The sequence below is a fragment of the Niveispirillum sp. KHB5.9 genome (genome assembly GCF_048066115.1).
In the GTDB taxonomy this organism is placed as follows: Bacteria; Pseudomonadota; Alphaproteobacteria; order Azospirillales; family Azospirillaceae; genus Niveispirillum.
On the sequence record NZ_JBLTYX010000001.1, the window covers coordinates 426,406 to 444,241 of the forward strand.

General features: G+C 66.8%; 13 protein-coding genes. 4 read left to right on the forward strand and 9 right to left on the reverse strand.

The features are described 5' to 3' along the window. Window positions 1-6: 6 nt before the first annotated feature. Genes ACM9HJ_RS01775 through tssA form a run of 9 tightly spaced genes read right to left on the reverse strand, consistent with a single transcriptional unit; the run spans window position 7 to window position 10,368 of the window. Window positions 7-696 (reverse strand): TIGR02594 family protein, encoded by a 690-nt coding sequence (locus tag ACM9HJ_RS01775; protein WP_416569952.1) that lies wholly within the window; start codon window positions 694-696, stop codon window positions 7-9. A 13-nt stretch (window positions 697-709) separates the two neighbouring features. Further along, window positions 710-3,352: a type VI secretion system ATPase TssH gene (tssH, locus tag ACM9HJ_RS01780; RefSeq protein ID WP_416569953.1), complete on the reverse strand. Its 2,643-nt coding sequence runs from the start codon at window positions 3,350-3,352 to the stop codon at window positions 710-712. Next, window positions 3,349-4,440: a type VI secretion system baseplate subunit TssG gene (gene tssG / locus ACM9HJ_RS01785; RefSeq protein ID WP_416569954.1), complete on the reverse strand. Its 1,092-nt coding sequence runs from the start codon at window positions 4,438-4,440 to the stop codon at window positions 3,349-3,351. The genes tssH and tssG overlap by 4 nt, the downstream gene beginning before the upstream one ends. Next, window positions 4,404-6,302, reverse strand: coding sequence for a type VI secretion system baseplate subunit TssF (gene tssF / locus ACM9HJ_RS01790; protein WP_416569955.1), 1,899 nt, complete (start codon window positions 6,300-6,302; stop codon window positions 4,404-4,406). The genes tssG and tssF overlap by 37 nt, the downstream gene beginning before the upstream one ends. Continuing rightward, window positions 6,299-6,769 carry a type VI secretion system baseplate subunit TssE gene (gene tssE / locus ACM9HJ_RS01795; RefSeq protein WP_416569956.1) on the reverse strand — a complete coding sequence of 157 codons (471 nt, stop codon included), beginning with the start codon at window positions 6,767-6,769 and terminating at the stop codon, window positions 6,299-6,301. Before tssE ends, tssF begins: the two co-directional genes overlap by 4 nt. Window positions 6,770-6,792: 23 nt before the next feature. Next, a complete protein-coding gene (locus ACM9HJ_RS01800) occupies window positions 6,793-7,281 on the reverse strand; it encodes an Hcp family type VI secretion system effector (RefSeq protein ID WP_416569957.1) in 489 nt (162 codons plus the stop codon). Between the two features lie 42 nt (window positions 7,282-7,323). Continuing rightward, window positions 7,324-8,814, reverse strand: coding sequence for a type VI secretion system contractile sheath large subunit (gene tssC / locus ACM9HJ_RS01805; protein WP_416569958.1), 1,491 nt, complete (start codon window positions 8,812-8,814; stop codon window positions 7,324-7,326). 5 nt (window positions 8,815-8,819) lie between these two features. Then, entirely contained in the window at window positions 8,820-9,314 is a 495-nt protein-coding gene (gene tssB, locus ACM9HJ_RS01810; protein ID WP_416569959.1) for a type VI secretion system contractile sheath small subunit, read from the reverse strand. Window positions 9,315-9,339: 25 nt separating this feature from the next. Beyond that, a complete protein-coding gene (tssA, locus tag ACM9HJ_RS01815) occupies window positions 9,340-10,368 on the reverse strand; it encodes a type VI secretion system protein TssA (RefSeq protein WP_416569960.1) in 1,029 nt (342 codons plus the stop codon). Window positions 10,369-10,577: 209 nt separating this feature from the next. On the opposite strand from tssA, the gene tagH reads away from it, so the two are divergent. From tagH to tssM, 4 genes are read left to right on the forward strand one after another with little or no spacing between them, the layout of a single operon-like run. Beyond that, window positions 10,578-11,768 (forward strand): type VI secretion system-associated FHA domain protein TagH, encoded by a 1,191-nt coding sequence (gene tagH, locus ACM9HJ_RS01820; RefSeq protein ID WP_416569961.1) that lies wholly within the window; start codon window positions 10,578-10,580, stop codon window positions 11,766-11,768. A gap of 43 nt (window positions 11,769-11,811) precedes the next feature. Beyond that, window positions 11,812-13,152 carry a type VI secretion system baseplate subunit TssK gene (gene tssK, locus ACM9HJ_RS01825; protein WP_416569962.1) on the forward strand — a complete coding sequence of 447 codons (1,341 nt, stop codon included), beginning with the start codon at window positions 11,812-11,814 and terminating at the stop codon, window positions 13,150-13,152. Further along, window positions 13,149-14,474 (forward strand): type IVB secretion system protein IcmH/DotU, encoded by a 1,326-nt coding sequence (gene icmH, locus ACM9HJ_RS01830; protein ID WP_416569963.1) that lies wholly within the window; start codon window positions 13,149-13,151, stop codon window positions 14,472-14,474. The genes tssK and icmH overlap by 4 nt, the downstream gene beginning before the upstream one ends. Before the next feature lie 2 nt (window positions 14,475-14,476). Then, window positions 14,477-17,836 (forward strand): type VI secretion system membrane subunit TssM, encoded by a 3,360-nt coding sequence (gene tssM / locus ACM9HJ_RS01835; protein WP_416569964.1) that lies wholly within the window; start codon window positions 14,477-14,479, stop codon window positions 17,834-17,836.

Genomic DNA, 17,836 nt, shown 5'->3' on the forward strand with positions numbered 1-17,836 from the left:
CCTCCTTCAACGATGTCCCGGCTCGTCGCCAGGGGCGGGCCAGCGGATGGCCACTATCTGGTTGGGAGGAAAGTTGCTCTCCTTGACCCTGCCGAGCCCTATGTCTCCCTGGTTGCCGCCCAGGAGCCTGACCTTTCCTGGCGGAGCATCCACGAAGAAGCCGACATGGTGGCCACCAGGAGATCTGACCACCGTGATCGCCCCGTACCGTGGGAGAACACTGACACCCCAGCTTTTCCAGGACGCGGCCCCCGCATTGCGGTCGACGCGATACCCGGCCTTGCCCAGCACCCAATTGGCGAACGAGGAGCACCAGGCTTCCTCGTCATTGGCTGCCTTGAACGTGGTCGCGGCGTGATATTCCACGATCCGGGGGTTATGGATTGTTTTCGAGGGGTTCTCCTGCACCCCGGCCGCCTCCTCCGCCACGGCGATATCCATCCAGGGGGCCGGCCAGCCACCCCTTGCCGCCCCCGCCGGCGGTTTCCCCACCAGGGCCAGACGCGTGTCCCCGCTGTAGAGGCCCGTGCCCTCCAGGTGTCTTGACCGCTGGAATGCCGCCACGCCCTTCGTCGTCTCTGCGTCGAAGATGCCGTTCTCCGGCACGGGTGCCGGCAGGCCGCCATGCATGTTCAGCAGCGCCTGCATCACCCGTACCTCCGGTCCCTGGCTGCCGAGGGAAAGAGTTCCCGTCATGGCCCGCCCCCTTTCATTCGCCGTATTGGTAGGCAAGGGCACCGTCGGCGACATGGACATGGACCGATGCCATCGCCACACCCTCCGTCATGCGCCGCAAGAACTCGCCGCTGATTTCCGGCAGCAGGCCGTTGGTCAGGATGGCGTCGATCATGCGGCCGCCGCTTTCCAGCTCGGTACAGCGGCCCACGACCAGGGCGACGGCGTCGTCGCTGTAGGTGAAGGGAACGCCGTAGCGTTCCGTCACCCGCCGGGCGATCCGGTCCAGCTGCAGGCGCACGATGGCGCCCAGCATCGCGTCGGACAGCGGGTAGTAGGGGACGGTGACGATGCGGCCCAGCAGGGCCGCCGGGAAGACCTCCAGCAGCGGCGCGCGCAAGCGCCGCGCCACCTCCTCCGGATCCGGCAGGATGGTGGGGTCGCGGCACAGCGCCATTGTCAGTTCGCTGCCGACATTGGAGGTCAGCAGGATCAGGGTGTTGCGGAAGTCGATCCGCCGCCCCTCCCCATCCTCCATCACGCCCTTGTCGAACACCTGGAAGAATATCTCGTGGACATCGGCATGGGCCTTCTCCACCTCGTCCAGCAGCACGACACTGTAGGGCCGGCGGCGCACGGCCTCCGTCAGCACGCCGCCCTCGCCATAGCCGACATAACCGGGCGGTGCCCCCTTCAGGGTGGAAACGGTGTGCGCTTCCTGGAACTCGCTCATGTTGATGGTGATCAGGTTCTGCTCACCACCATAGAGCGCCTCCGCCAGCGCCAGCGCCGTTTCCGTCTTGCCCACACCCGACGGGCCGCAGAGCATGAAGACGCCGATCGGCTTGTCGGGATTGTCCAGGCCGGCACGGGCCGTGCGGACGCGGCGGGCGATCATCTCCAGCCCATGGGCCTGGCCGATCACCCGCCGCTTCAGCGTCCCGGCCAGCGCCAGGACCGTCCCGGCCTCGTCGCGAACCATGCGGCCGACGGGAATGCCCGTCCAGTCCTGCACCACGGCCGCCACCGCCTGTTCGTTGACGACGGGCAGCACCAGCGGTGCTTCCCCCTGCTGTCCGGTCAGGTCCGCCAGCAACCGTTCACGTTCGCCCAGCAGGCCCGGACGCCCCGGATCGTCGGCCGGCAGGGCACGCAGCCGTTCACGCAGGGCGGCCAGATCGCCGACCAGTTCGGCTTCGCGCTGCCAGCGTCCGGTCAGTGCCGCCTCTTCCGCTTCCGCCACTGCCAGGGCGTCGTTCACCACGGCGAGCCGGTCGGTCCGGTCGACCCCTTCCGCATGCTCACGCGTCAGCAGCGCCAGTTCGTCCCGCGCCCTTTGGATGGCACGGCGGCAATCATCCAGGATGGCGGGTACCGCATGCTGGCTGACGGCGACGCGCGCCGCAGCCGTGTCCAGCAGGCTGACGGCCTTGTCGGGCAGCTGGCGCGCCGGGATGTAGCGGTGGGACAGGCGCACGGCAGCCCGCAGGGCCTCCTCCGTCACCGATACGCGGTGATGCGCCTCCAGCGCCGCGGCGACGCCACGCAGCATGGCAACGGCCGTCGCCTCGTCCGGCTCATCGACCTTCACCACCTGGAAGCGGCGGGTCAGGGCGGGATCCTTCTCGATATATTTCTTGTATTCGGCCCAGGTGGTGGCGGCGATCGTGCGCAGGTCGCCCCGCGCAAGCGCCGGCTTCAGCAGGTTGGCGGCGTCGCCCGTACCGGCGGCACCCCCCGCGCCGATCAGGGTATGTGCCTCATCGATGAACAGGATGACGGGCCGGGGTGCGGCCTGCACTTCGTCGATCACCTGCCGCAGCCGGTCCTCGAACTCGCCCATCATCCCGGCGCCGGCCTGCAAAAGCCCGACATCCAGCACGCGCAACGTCACCTCGCGAAGGGCGGGCGGGACCTCACCGGCCGCGATGCGCAGGGCCAGCCCCTCCACCACCGCCGTCTTGCCGACACCGGCCTCGCCCGTCAGGATCGGGTTGTTCTGGCGACGGCGCATCAGCACGTCCACCACCTGCCGGATTTCCGCGTCGCGGCCGACAACGGGATCGATGCGACCTTGCCGGGCGCGCTCCGTCAGGTCGATGGAGTATCGCCGCAATGCCTCCTGCCGTCCCATCACGGCGGAACCGGAGGCCGGCGCCTTCGATGCGTCGGTCTCCGGTTCCCTGGTCGGCACTTCCGCCTCCGGCGAGGTCGCGGCGATGACAGTCATATCCGACAGCAGCCTGTCGGGCGCGAGGCGTTCGAATTGCGGGGAAAGGTCGGCCAGTTCGCTGCGCAGCTTCCCGATCTGCTGGATGGCCGCCAGCACGTGGCCGGACCGGACCGATCGCGCACCGAAGGTCAGGGATGCCAGCAGCCAGGCCCGCTCCACCGCCAGGTCCACCTCCTCCGCCATGCGCATGGTCTGGCCGTTGCCGTGCGGCTGCCGGTCCATCGCCACGGTCAGGTCGCCGGCCAACAGGTCGGCATTCACCTCGAAATGGCGCAGGATATGGTGGAGATCACTGTCGGGGCATTGAAGCAGCTGGAACAGCCAATGCGCCAGCGTCACCTGCCGGTGGCCGCGCAGCCGGGCGGCAACGCTGGCGGCCTCCATGCAGCGATAGGCCAGCGGCGTCAGCTTGCCGAGCAGGGCGGCGCGGGTGATGCCGGTCATCTCAAACCTCCTGCGGGATGGGTGGGGACGTCGGTGCCCGTGCGATCGAAGGCGGTGGCCGGGTCGGTATGGAAGGCCAGGTCTGCGGCGGGCCCCGTCCCTGGCGGTCGGCCCAGCCAGCAATCCAGGCCCAGCCGCCCACCACCGCGCGATCCGGACAGACGCCAACGGGGAACGGCCGCCGGCGCCAGCAGCGGGCGTACGCGCATCGCGATCCCGTCATGCAGCCATGTCCGTGCCAGGGCCGCCAAAAGGGGGCGGGCGGGGCCGCCGGGAAAGAAGCGGCGGTAGGCGGGGTAATCCAGCGGACCGATGCGCAGTTCGACCAGGTGCTGCACGCCGATCGCCCGTGCGCCCAACGGCATGCCGCGGCCAAGGGCCTCCCCGCCCGTACGCCGCAGCGACCATTGCCGCTCACGCGGGATGTCCAGCCAGTCGGGAATGAATTCCATCAACTGCGTTGGCACGCCGAACAGGCCGCGCGCCATGGTTTCCAGCCCTTCCGGCGCCCGCACGGAACGGGCCAGGAAGCCGGCATGGCGATATTTGACGGCATCGGACAGCGCGTCGCGGTCGCGCAGTCCGGGGCTGCCCAGTCCGATCAGCGACGCGACCTGCCGGTGAAAGTGGTTCTCACCCGGCTGGTCGAAGGCGACGACCGGTTCGGTATCGGCCCAGGCGCGATAAAGCAATGACAGCAGGCGGTGGTTGAACAGGTCGATGAAGGCGTGCCGCCGGTTCAGCCTGGGGCTGGCGGGGTTCGGCGCGTCGGCATTGACATGGCCGGGCATGGGGCCGTGCGGTCCCAGCAGGCCGGGCCCGTGGACCCAGAGCCGATGTGGCCTTCCTTCCGGCGCCAGTTCCAGTGCATGGATCTGGCCCGGCACGCAGATCGGCAACGGCATCTGGGACAGGCGCACCGCCTCCTGCCGCGGCCGTCCCCCCCGCGCACCCAGCCGGTACCGGCGGGGGGCGCGCGCCTCGATCAGGCGCAACGCCGCGAACAACCCGTAACGCCAGGGCGCCTGGGCCATGACGGCAATGGCGGCGTCTATATCAGCTGCCGCTGTCCGATCCGGATCGGCCATTCCTTCACCACTCCCCGTTCCTGGCCGCGCAGGACCAGCTGCGCAAAACTGTTCACGGCGGCGTGCAGGCTGAAATAGACCTCCAGCACCGCCCCCAGCAGCAGGATGCCGCGATCCCCCGCCTCGGGCTCCGTCACCTCCACCGTGATCCGCACGCCCCGGACCCAGGCCGGATAGGCCGGGTCCGGATACCGTTCGACCACCGGTTCCACCCTGACGGCGCGGATCGCCTCCACCCGCCGCCGCATGGCCTTGTGGCGTTCGTCATGGTCGGGACAATGCAGCAGCAGCATCTGGCGCAGGGCCAGGGCCGCGCCTGATGCCCGCGTCTCTGCGTCCATGTCCGCCGCCCCGCCGTCGGCCAGCGACAGGTAGCTCTGCGACAGGTGCGAGACCAGCTGCCAGGCCGGCCGGCCGCCGGGTGCCACCGATGCGGCTCCCGCTTCCGTTTCCGGCATATCGACGGGCGGCGGCAGCTGTGGCGTGGCCGGCACGATGCGGGTCACGCCCGTCACGGGCGGGTCGCCATCAATGACGAACGGCCCCACCAGCGACGTCTGCAAAGCCGCTTCGTCCATGTTCCCGTTGGTGCATCGCAGGTCGACATGCAGGACATCCTCGTCCGGGCCCAGCGGTGCCTGGTCACCATCGACCAGCGCGATGAAAAGCCCGCTCCGCCCGGCCCTGTGTCCCGGCGGCGGTGGCCGTCGCGCCAGCGTGTAGTAGCGCCGATCGCCGGCGCCGGTTCCGCCGAACAGCGGATGGAAGGGCCGGGCCGGCGCGCCATGGGTGGTTCCACGCACCGACAGGACCGAATGCGCATCCAGAAACGGGCCCGGGGCGGTCAGGTCACGGACATCACGCACGGGGTCGGGCAGGATTTGGTATTCACTCTGTTCCTTCTTCAGCTTGATGGGCCGGCTGCCTTCCTGGAACAGGTTGATGGCTGGCGTGCAGAACAGGGCGAAATCCCGGCTGTCGACCTGCCGGACCAGGCTGTCATCCAACTGCTTGAAATGGACCAGGATATCGAAGGCCGGCCCGTTGATGCGCGACAGGGCCGCCGCCAGGCCGGTGAAGCGCGCGAAGCAGAGGCGCGAGGGCAAGGCGAAGAATTCACGCAGCAGCCGGAAGGCGTCGCTGCACCGGTCCGTGAGGGGCAGCATGGCCTCGGCGGGCGAAAAACCCACGGGCCTGATACTGTCGGCCGGCAGGAAGGTGGATCTGTCCCGCCCGGGTTCACGCACCTCCACCGCGACGGCATTGGCAAAGATATGCTCGTGCAGCAGGAACTGGCGTTCCCGTCGGCCATCGATGAAGACCGGCAGGCTGTCCAGCCGCAATTGCGATGCCTGCACCCCGTCCCCGCAGCGCAATGACAGACGCAGGGTGGCGGCCGCCGCGGGGCCGGAAGGGGATGTCAGCGCGCGCTGATACTCGGCCTCGACAAGGGCCAGCGGATAAAGCGTGACGTCATGGGCTGTCACATATCGGATCTCCCGCCGGTCGCGCGGGCGCAGCACCGTTTCCCCCGCCTTCAGCAACCGGCCCGCCGCCAGGTTGCGGTCGCGCATGTCCGGATCAAGACGCACGATGGTCATGGAAGGGGTTGGCGTCAGCAGGCCGGGCTGCACCATCTCCAGCAGGGAGTGGGTGAAGCGCGGGAACTGCGCCTCCATCTTCACCTGCACGCGCGCCGTCAGGAACGCGAAACCTTCCAGCAGCCGCTCGACGAACGGATCGCTGTCATATTGATGGAGATGCGCCGCCGAGCCGCCTTGCAGCCGCCCGAAGGCGACCGCATCCTCACGGATGGCCCGCAACTCCTCCTCGTAAAGGTCGAGAAAATGCTTCCCCGTCATCCCCCCTGCCCCCGCCGCTGCACCAGCGTCACCTGACCCGTGCCAATGTCGATGCGTGACCCGAGATCAAGCGGCAAAGGCTCGGGCCAAGCCTTGATCCTGCCGGTGATGGTGAGGTGGAGTATGGCGCCGGCGGTAGTGCGCACCCTGTCGTCGACCGCCACTTTCACCGCCTCCACCCGCGGCTCGAACGCCTCGATGGCGGTTTCCACGTCGCGGATCAGGCGCTTGCGGTCCAGGGGCCGGCTGCCCATTCCCGCAAGGTCGGGCAGACCGTAGTTCATCACCGATCGTCTCACGTGGGGATGCCTGTCGAAGCCGCCCGGGCAACGACTGTTCAGCAGGCGTTCGATCTGCGCCTTCACACTGGCGTACAGGCTGTCGCGCGTCGGGAGGATGCCGGTCGCCATCTCCCCATCCTCGGCCAACCGCTCCCAGAGGCTGAGAAAGCGCAGATGGTCCGGCATCTATCCCGTCTCCCGCCAGGCCGTCACAGGCGCTTGTTCTCCTTCACGCTCCAGCCCACCTCCTTGTAGGCGTCGAGCGTGCGCTCATCCTTCTGCCGGGCGTAGAGCATCTTGATGGTGGAGAAGGCCAGTCCGACCTCTTCTTCCGGATGGGTGTTGTCCGACCGGGGCTTGCCGGTCAGCTCGAAGCTTTCCACGAAGATGTCGGACATCTGGATCTTCAGGAATTCCAGCGGGTTGCCGCCCTGCTTGCGCACGATCAGCGTTGCCTGCTTGATGTAGGCGCCGGTGACGCAGTTGATGAACAGCAGGTGCGAACTAGCGTCGGTGCGCTTCAGGAAACGCAGGCTGCGGATGTCGGCCTTGCCGACGGCATTGGTGTTGCCATGGCTGAGGGAGCCCTGCTGGGCCACCCCCCAGGAGAAGCCGAAGACATCGATCTTGTCCTTCAGTTTGCTGTCGGTCGATTCCCCGGGGATGCCGTCAATATCGATGAACATATCATAAGCCATATCTTTTCTCCCTGGCCATGGTTGACTGGTCACATGTGCTTATTACTTGCCTTTGTCCCCGCGCATTTCAGCGACGAGCTTCAGGGCCGCCGTCAGGCCTTCAAGCTGGTAATGGGGGCGCAGGTGGAATTCGGCGGTGTAATAGCCGGGATTGCCCGGCACGTCGGCGACGCTTACCCGGGCCTCCGCCAGGGGTTTGCGCGCCTTCACCTCGTCGGTGGAGTTCGCCGGATCGCCATCGACATAGTTGTTGATCCAACGTTCCAGCCATTCCTTCAGCGCCACACTGGTGGTGAAGGACCCGACATGGTCGCGGACCAATGCCTTCAGATAGTGGGCGAAGCGGCAGGTGGCGAACAGGTAAGGCAGGCGCGCCGCCAGGTTGGCGTTGGCCGTGGCCGCGGGATCGTCATAGACGGCCGGCTTTTGCAGTGACTGCGCCCCCAGGAACACGGCCTGATCGGTGTGCTTTTCATGGACCAGCGCCATGAAGCCGGATTCCGCCAGTTCCGGTTCCCTGAGGTCGTGGATTACCGCTTCCGTCGGGCATTTCAGGTCCAGGCGGCCATCATCCGTCTCATAGGTGTAGGCCGGCAGGTTCTCGATCAGGCCGCCGGATTTGGAGCCGCGGATCTGCGATATCCAGCCATGCTTCTTGAAGGAGCGGGTGATGTTGGTACCCATGGCATAGGCGGCGTTGGCCCAGCAGAAATATTCATGCCGGCCGTTGGGGATCTCCTCCTCGAAGGCGAAGCCCTCGACCGGCTTGCCCTTCGAGCCATAGGGCGCGCGGACCAGGAACCGCGGCATGGTCAGTCCCAGGTAACGAGAATCCTCCTTTTCGCGCAGGCTGCGCCAAGCCGTGTATTCCACGCCGGTGAAAGCGCCCCTGATCGAGCTGGGATTGCCGATCTCCTGCCAGCTGTTCATGCGCAGCACCGACGGGGCGGCGGCCGCGATGAAGGGGGCATGCGCCGCGGCCGCCACGGAGGACATCTCCCGCAGCGTCTCCACATCCTGGGCGCTATGGTCGAAATAATAGTCGCCGATGATGCAGCTATAGGGATGGCCGCCCAGCTGGGCGAATTCCTCCAGATAGATCTTCTTGAAGATCGTCCCCTCGACGAAAGCATCACCGGAATATTTGGCCAACGCCTTGTTCAGCTCGGCCTTGGAGGCGTTGAAGACCTTGATCTTCAGATGCTCGTCGCTCTGGGTATTGGCGACGAGATAGTGCAGCCCGCGCCAGGCCCGTTCCATCGACTGGAATTCGGGATGGTGGATGATCTCGTTGACCTGGCTGGACAGCCGCGCATCGATATCGGCGATCATGGTGCGGATACGGTCGAAGACGTTGGACGCCTGGGTTTGCGTCCCAGCCATGGCCCGTTCGGCCAGCACCTGCAGCGTCTCGTCCATGTCGCTCTTGCGCCGCGTGTCGGAAAATTTGACCTCCTCGCGCAGCATCTCGGCGAACATGTCCGTCTGCTTGGTGGCGATGACCGATTTGACGGTTTGTTCAACGTGTTCCATGACGATCAGCCCTCCGTGCTCTTGGCCCCGGCGGCCAGGGCCTGCAGAAAGGGCAGATCCTTCAGCGCCTCCACGACCATCGCCTCCGCGTCGCTCTTGCCGTTCATGTCGTCGATGAGGTTCTTCAGCAGGGTACGGGCGCGCAGCAGCTTGTTCAGTTCCGGTACCCGGGCCGCGACGGCATCCGGCGCGAAGTCCGCCATCGACTTGAATTCCAGCGCGATACTGAGCCTGCCGCCATCCGTCTGCGTGTCCTTGACATCCATGACGGCGCGGGGCCGGAGTGTTTCCATATACGCGTCGAAAGTGCCGCGGCTGACCTCCTCGAAGTGTCGTTCGGCCAGGGCGGGCTGCTTTTGCAGCGACTTGCCGCTGAGATCGGCCATCACCCCGACCACGAACGGCAACTGCACCATCTTCTGCGCCCCGTAGCGCTCGACCTCGTACTCGATCTGGACGCGGTTGGGCGCGATGGACTTCTGGGCGCTCTCATTGGGCATCACAAACTCTCCTTTCGGGCGGATGTCAGGGCGTGGGGGGGATTCCCGGCAGTTCGGGCACGGCAACACCGCTGACCCGCTCGAAATCGGCGATCCCGGTGGCCGCCAGGTCGCGCAGGATGCGGTTGAAATCGGCGCCGACCAGACGGCGGGCGCGCTTCAGGATCAGCGGCACGGGGCTGGACGGCTCGGTCACCGCGTAATAGGCGCAGATGGCATCCAGTGCCGCGATGACGTCGTCCTGGCTGCCAATGCCATTCGGGGAAAGAACGGCCGGGGCTGTGGTGACCGGGGCAGCTTCGGTTGGGGCGGCTTCGACCGTGACCGTGATCGCGCTCACGGGGACGAACTGGGCTGCGATCTGTCGGAAGCGGCTGATCAGCGGGTCGATCGTCAGCCCGGCGATCTGCTGTTCTGCAAACAGCGCCGACAATTGCTCCAGCGTCGCCACCGCTGCCGCCGCCGCCTCCCGCGCCGTGTCGCGCGGGCGGGCATGGTCGTTCAGGAGGAGGCCGGCCTGTTTGCGCGTTGGCTCCCCCGCCTCAGGGGCATCGGCCAGGGCGCGCACTAGGGCCCCCACCGTGACCTTGCCAAGGACATTGTCCTCGATCAGGACATGGGTGGACATCAGGTCCCACAGCCCCTGCGGCCGCAGCAGCACCTGCAGCGCGTGCTTGCGCGCCAGGGGGGTGTTGTCTTCAGGGTCGAGTTCCGGGTGCAGGCCCGGCCAGAAACGTTCCAGCATCCCATGGATGAGGGCCAGTCCCTGGGCCGCACCCGTCACCCCGTCGAGGACGGCCAGGGCCCGGCATGCCATGACGGCCAGACGCAGGTCCTTGGAGCGGCGCAGAAGATCGGGCAAGCGCGACCAGACCCCGGCCCAGTCGGGCGGGACCCCCGGGTTCCTTGCCCCTCCCATCTCGGTCGCCGGCCGGCCAGCCGCCAGCGTCTCGATGGCCGCAAATTCCGGGTCATATCGCAGGTCCGGCCCGCACCCCGTCGCCCCAGTTCCGGGCTTCAGCAAATCCTCAAGATCGACCCGGACGGAAGGCATCGATGCTCCGTGGAAAGGGTTTCATCTTCGCGGAATACAAGAGAACGACACACAAAAACATCTAGAAATTTAATTCTCATTATTATTAAATCCATATAGAGTCAATTGGCGGCTACGTAAAATTCGCAATTATGTGGATTATTATTGTAATCGCCTGAAATTTTTGATCTTCTTCTAGTATTCACCGCTATATCGACATGGTGAATGATATGATCTCTTTGCGCATTCTGCGGGGAGCCGGCGCCGGGAAAACATACGAGACGCGTCGAGATGAATTCCTGATCGGCCGCGGCACCGAATGCGATTTGCGCCTGCCGGACGATGGGGCGGAAAAGACCCTGTCCCGCCGCCATTGCCGCATCACCCGCAGTGACGGCCGCTATTTGTTGACCGACCTGTCGGCCAACGGCGTCTATGTGAACGAGGCGCCGTCACCGCTGGGTTTCAACCGCCAGCATACGCTGGATGAAGGCGACCGCCTGCGGCTGGCCATGTATGAGATGGAGGTGGGTTTCCCGACGACCGTCCACACCGCTCCGCCTGCGGGCAACAACCATTTCCGCAGCCCCTTCGCCGATGCGGATATCGCTCCGGCACAGATTGACGATGATCCGCTCAACCCGTTCGCCTCCATCGTGGACGCGCGTGGGCGGGCGGTGCTCGACCGTCCCATCCCGCAATTTCCCGGCACGGACCCGGTTGCCGCTCCCGCCCCGCTCCGGTGGGAGGAAGAGGTCTCCATGCCCGACACCGAACGCGAAGAGGAGCGGAAGCCGCAAACAGCGACGGTACCGCCATCGGCCCCGCCCGCGGATGCCGGTGCCGCCTGGCAGGCCTTCCTCACGGGTGCCGCCCTGTCAACCGACGCCATCGACGCCGCAAGGGCGGAAGAGGTGCTGGGCATGGCCGGCGCCATCTGCCGGGTCATGGTGGAGGAACTTCGCCGCCTGCTGGATGCGCGGGCGGCGTTGAAGCAGGAATTCGGCCTTGAACAGACCGACATCCACGGTGCCGGACAGAACAATCCGCTGAAAACCGATGGCGGCACGGCCCTGCATCTTCAGAGATTGCTGCTGGCCGACCAGAGGCTTCTTGCCGGCGACCACGCGGTGCGCCAGGCGTTCGGCGATGTCCGCTGGCACGAATATGCCTCGGCGATCGCGATGCGGGCGGCGATGAAGCACCTGCTGAAGCGGTTCGATCCGGAGCGGCTGGAGGCCAACGCCGACACATCGCAATCCGCAATCCCACTGCTGCGCCATGCCGCCCTGTGGCGGCAGTACGGCGGCCAGTATCGGACCATCATCGATGAATTCGAGCATGACCCGCAGTCCGGTGTCAGCAACGCCTATGCCCGTGCCTATCAGCGGGCGCTGGAAAACCGTCCGCACGGCGAGTGAGCCGATCAGCACACGGACACGAGCGACCTCAGGATGGAGCCCGATGAAGATCAACAACCGCGTCGCCTGGCATGAGGGTCTGTTCGTGCGCCAGCATCATTTCCAGCAGATGCACCGGCACCTGGACTGGCTGCTGGACCAAAGGGTGGCGCCGCTGGCCGGTGACGGCTGGGGTCTCACCATGCTGGCCGTCGACCGCGGCGCGCTGGAGCGCGGCCATGTCGCACTGGCGCGGGCCGAGGGGTTGATGCGGGACGGCACCCCCATCGCCATGCCGGAGGAAGCGGCCCTGCCGCCATCGATCGAAATACCCAAGGCGACGCGCGACTGTCTGGTCCATCTGGCCTTGCCGCGCATCCATCCGGCGGATGCGGACATGGCGCGCGGTACCGGTCTGCCGGCCAATGGCAAATGGCACCGCTATGTCCGGCACAGCGAGCCGCTGCCCGACCGGGTCGATGGCGGTCCGCCCGAACTGGTCGATCTCGCCTATCCGCAGTTCCGGTTGCTGCTGGACAGCGAGGCGCGGGACGACCTGGTCTGCCTGCCGGTGGCCCGTATCGCCGAGACCCATCCCCAGCGGGGAGTTCTGCTGGATGAAAGCTTCATTCCGCCCGTCCTGTCGGTTTCGGCGTCCGGCGTCCTGTACGGATATCTGTCGGAGTTGGCCGGCATGATCGATCAGCGTATCAGCCGGCTGGCCGAAACAGCCTCCATGGAATCGCTGGCCACCAGCGACCATCTGCTGCTCTGGGGCCTGAACCGGCATCGCGGTGTCTTCCATCATCTGACCGACCTGGGGCGGCTGCACCCGCAGGACCTCTACCGCGAGATGCTGCGCCTGGCGGGCGAACTGGCTACCCTGTTCGTCCCCGGCCGCACGGCCACGCGCTTTCCCACCTACCGCCATGACGACCTGACCGCCAGCTTCCGTCCGGTGTATGACGAGCTGCGCCGGAGCCTGTCGATCGATCTGGCCCGCAGCACGGAGAAGCTGGCACTGGGCTTCGACCGCGACCGGATGATCTGGGTCTGCGCGCCCCTGGATCCCGCCCACCTAGATGGCTGGCGTTTCATCCTGTCCTGCAAGACCACCGCCTCCGCCGCGGATCTGCACAAGTTCATGAAGGCCAACGCCCTGATCAGCAGCAAGGAGGGGGTCGCGGAGTTGCGCCGGGGACGCGACGGCGGTGCCGACCTGCTGCTACAGCCCGTCGTCCCGGCACGGATCAACGAACGTGCCGGCCGCGTCTTCCTGGAGATCGACCGCAAGGGCACGGACTGGGACGCCATCCGGCGCGACCGGTCGCTTGCCGTCTACATCATGGGTGGTGACGCCGGTGCCGATCTGCAGCTCTGGGCGGCCAGGGAGGATGAGGCATGAACCGCTCGTCACCCTTCGACAATGACCATACCCACGTGCAACGTCCCAATCCCGGCGGCCGCGTCTTCACATCGGACGAGGTGGAGCCGCAACGCCAGACGGGCTTCGCATCGGCCACGGACCGCTCGGATGTCTTGACCATCGATCGCGGCCCCCCGCCGCGCGACCTGGCCGAAGCGGCCATTCCCATCCTGCTGACGGTCAGCCGATGCCGTGCCGCCGGTGCCGACATCCCGGTCGATGCGCTGCGCCAGGGCCTGGTGGCGGCGATGAAGGATTTCGACGACGCCATGCGCGACCTGCAGGTTCCAGCCGACAGGGCCGGCATCGCCCACTACCTGCTGTGCGAGACGGTCGACGAGATGCTGCAGAACACGCGCTGGGGCCAGGCGGCGAACTGGGACCATGCGGGTCTGGTGGCGATCTTCCATTCGCAGGCGCGCGGTGGTGCGCATTTCTACGCGTTCGTGAACAAGATGCTGGCGAAGCCGCAGGCGAACATCGACCTGCTGATCCTGGCCTATAACTGCCTCTCGCTGGGTTTTCGCGGCAATACGCGCCTGGACGGGTCGAGCGGGAAGGAACAGGCGGAGAAAAAGCGTCGCGAGATACTGGATAAGATCCGCCCCCATCTCACCGTGCCCGACACGGCGCTGTCGCCGCACTGGAAAGGTGCCCCCACACCGCGGCCCGATGCCGGCCGGCGGGTGCCGCTGCCGATCATCGCGCTGATCCTGCTGGCGGTGCCCGTCATGGCCTACGTCGCCTACGCCCTGCTGCTGGTCGGCCCGTCGGATGATGCCAGCAAGGCGCTGGCCGATATCCGGGTCCAGCCGCCGCGCATCGTACCACGGCCGCCGCCACCCGTCCCGCCGCAGCAATTGGCCGCGGGCCAACGGTTGCGGACCTTCCTGGAGCGGGAGATCAGCGAGGGGAAGGTGACGGTGGAGGAACTGGCCGACCGCATCATCGTCCGCATCGTCGGCGAGGCGCTGTTCCCCGTCGGCAATGCGGACGTGTCCGTGGAATACCGGCCCGTCATCGGCCGGATCGCCGAAGCCCTTCTCCAGGAGGCGGGCAGCGTGGAGGTGGAGGGGCATACCGACAGCCTGCGTATCCGGACGCTGCGCTACCCGTCCAACTGGGAATTGTCCAATGCCCGGGCGCAGTCGGTCGCCGCCATGCTGCGCCCCGTGCTGGGGACCGGCCGTCCCATCGCGACCACAGGCTATGCCGACACGCGGCCCCGGACGCCATTCTCCGGCAGCGACGACAGCCGCAACCGCCGCGTCGAGATCGTTTTGATGAAGGACGGCAACTGACCATGGCTGCCAGATTATTGCTGAACAAGCGGACACTCGCCGGCGTGCTGGGGGCCGTGGCGCTGGCCGGGGTGCTGGGGGTTGCCACCCAGTTCCTGCCGGTCGCGGATATCAGTCCGCTGGACCGGTACTGGCCCTGGCTGCTGCTGGCCCTGCTGCTGGCCATTCCATGGCTGGTACTGGAATGGCGGCGCCTGCGCCAGCCGGGCCGGGCCGATGCGGCACTGCGCGCGGAAATCCTGGCTGTCACCGACGGTGATACGCAGCACGAGCTGGCTGTCCTCAGCCGGAAGCTGGACCAGGCGCTGGAGAAGCTGAAGCGCGCGGCGGCGCCGGGCAAGGGCCTGGAGGCCCCCCTCTACCAGCTGCCCTGGTACATGATGATCGGCCCGCCGAAATCGGGCAAGAGCACCGCCGTGGCGGTGGCGACCAATGTCCAGCATACCGACGGCGAACGGCCCACCATCAAAGGGGCCGGCGGCACCCGCAACTGCGAATGGATGTTCACCGAGAACGCCATCCTGCTGGATACGGCCGGTCGCTACCTCACGCATGAGGATAACCGGGAACGCGACAGCGGCATCTGGCTGGGCTTTCTCGACATGCTGCGCCGTGTGCGCAGCCGGCAGCCGATCAACGGCGTCATCGTGGCTATCGGATTGGACGACCTGGCCCAGGGCACGCAGGCCGGATTGACGGAGCATGCGCGCCTTGTCCGGGCCCGCCTGCGCGAGCTATCCCAGAAATTCACCTGCCCCCTGCCGGCCTATGTCATGTTCACCAAGGCCGACCTGCTGCAGGGCTTCGCCGAATTCTTCGCCACGTTGAAGCGCCCCGATCTGGAACAGGTCTGGGGTGCCACGCTGCCCCTGCCGGCGGAAGGGACGGCCGTCGATCCCGGCCTGGCGGCAGCGGAATTCGACGCGCTGCTGGACCGGCTGCGGTCGCGCCGCCTGGATCGCATGGACGAGGAGGTCGATGCGCAGCGTCGGGCACAGGTCCTGGGCTTTCCGCAGCAATTCGCCCTGCTGAGGGATCCCCTCCTGCAATTCCTGAACGAGGTGTTCACGGGCAGCCGGTACGACCCTCTGCCTGTTTTCCGAGGCTTCTACTTCACCAGCGCCGTGCAGATGGGCAATCCCATCGACCGGCTGACGGCCAGCATCGGGCGCCATCTGGTTGCCGAGGGTGTTGGGCCGCAGCCGGCCACGCGCACCTATTTCCTGAAGCAGTTGCTGAACGAGGTCATCTTCGCCGAGGCATGGCTGGGTGCCGGATCGCCGGTGCGCGAGGAGCGGCGGCGGCGCTTGCGGCGTCTGGGCCTGGGCCTGGCGGCGGCACTGTCCGTGGTGCTGGCGATGGCTCTGACGCTCAGCTTCACCACCAACATGTCGCGGCTGGACGGGGCGGATGAACTGGCCGCGCGCTATGCGCAGGCCGTCAAGGACACGCCCGCGCCAACCGATGTTCCGACGCTGGAGGCGGTATTGCCGGCGCTCGACCTGATCGCCCCGGCCGCATCTGCGCCGGACGATGGCTTCATCTCCGTGGCCGGTTTCGGGCTCAGCCAAAGCCGGAAGCTCGCCAATGCCGCCGGCACCGCCTATGAGTCCGGTCTGGCGGGCCTGTTTCTGCCCCGTGTGCTGTCCCGGCTGGAAACGCGGATGCGCGGCAGCCTGGGCGATCGTGGCACGCTGTACGAGACGCTGAAGATCTACCTGATGCTGGCGCGGCAGGCCGGGCTGGACAAGCCGTTGGTGCTGGATTGGCTGCGTGGCGACCTGTCGACGCTCTATCCCGACAGCGATCCCCGGCGGGCGGCGCTGGATCGGCATATGGAAGCGCTGGTGACGCGCCGCCTGCCACCCGCTGTCATCGATGACGCGCTGGTGGCACAGGCGCGCGATATCCTGGATCGGGCCCCGCTGGCACAGCAGGGCTATGACATCCTGAAAGGCTCGGCCGCCGTGCGGCTACTGCCCGCCTTCGATCCGCTCAAGGCCGCGGGCCCCTTGGGGCGGGCCCTGGTCCGGCGGTCGGGCTTGCCATTGCGTGACGCGATCCCCGGTCTCTATACCCGCGACGGGTTCCTGTCGGTGATCAAGCCGGCATTGGACCGGGTCGCCGACATGCTGCTGCGCGAACACTGGGTACTGGGCCGCACCGAAGGCCGGGCGACGGACAGTGCCGCGCTGCGTCGCGAGGTGATGGAACTCTATCTCACCGACTATATCCGGGTCTGGGATACGCTGCTCTCCGATGTGACAGTGCCGGCGTCGACCAGCCCCGACGAGTTGCGGCAATTGCTGCTGGAGCTTTCCGGCAATTCCTCACCCCTGGCGGAACTGGTGCGTGCGTCCGCCGAACAGACACGCCTCACGGTCGCGGCATCGCCGGCCGGCACGCCACCACCGCCTGAACAGAAGGTGGAGGAGCATTTCCGTGATCTCCACCATTACGCGCAAGGCACGGCCGGCATGTCGGTACAGGACACGCGCCAGCTCCTGCGTGATCTTTACGAGCAGGCGAATGTCAATGGCGGGCTGGGTACCGGGGCCACCGGACAGCGTCTGTTGACCCATGCCGGCTATCTGCCGGCACCGGCGGCGGGGCTGGTCCGGCAGACAGCACAGGCGGCGGGCGCCACCGCCGGCGGCAACACCCGCAGCAGTCTGTCCAGCCTCTGGGCCTCCACCGTACTGCCGACCTGCCGCCAGGTGACATCGCGCTATTATCCGCTGAACCGGACCGCCGAGGCGGAGGTGCCGCTTCCCAACTTCACCGAGCTTTTCGGGCCCGGCGGCCTGATCGACAATTTCTTCCGGACCAACCTGGTCCGGTTCGTCGACATGTCGCAGGAAACCTGGCGTTGGCAGCCCGTGGACGGCATCCAGCTGGGCATTCCGGACGCGGTCCTGTGGGAGTTCCAGCGTGCCGACAGGATACGCCGTGCCTTTTTCCCAGCCGGCCCGCAAATATCCGTGCGTTTCGACCTGCAGCAGATGCCGGCCCCCGGGGGGGCACGGCCGCGGGCTGTTCTGCATATCGACGGGCAAAGCGTGGGGGGGCAGGCCGGCGCGGGCGACCGCCCGGTTCTGATGCAATGGCCGGCGAACGGCATCGGCGAGGCCCGCCTGGAGCCCGATCCGATGGATATGCGCACACCGGACTTCACCGGGCCCTGGGCGTTGTTCCGGCTACTGGACCGTGCCCGGCTGACACGCAGCGGCACCAGCGACACCATCTCCGTCAGCTTCGCCACCGACGGGGGCGTGGTTACCTACCGGCTGCGTCCCGGTAATGCCAACCATCCGTTCGGCGACGATGATTTGTGGCGCTTCCGTTGCCCGACGGCACTGTGA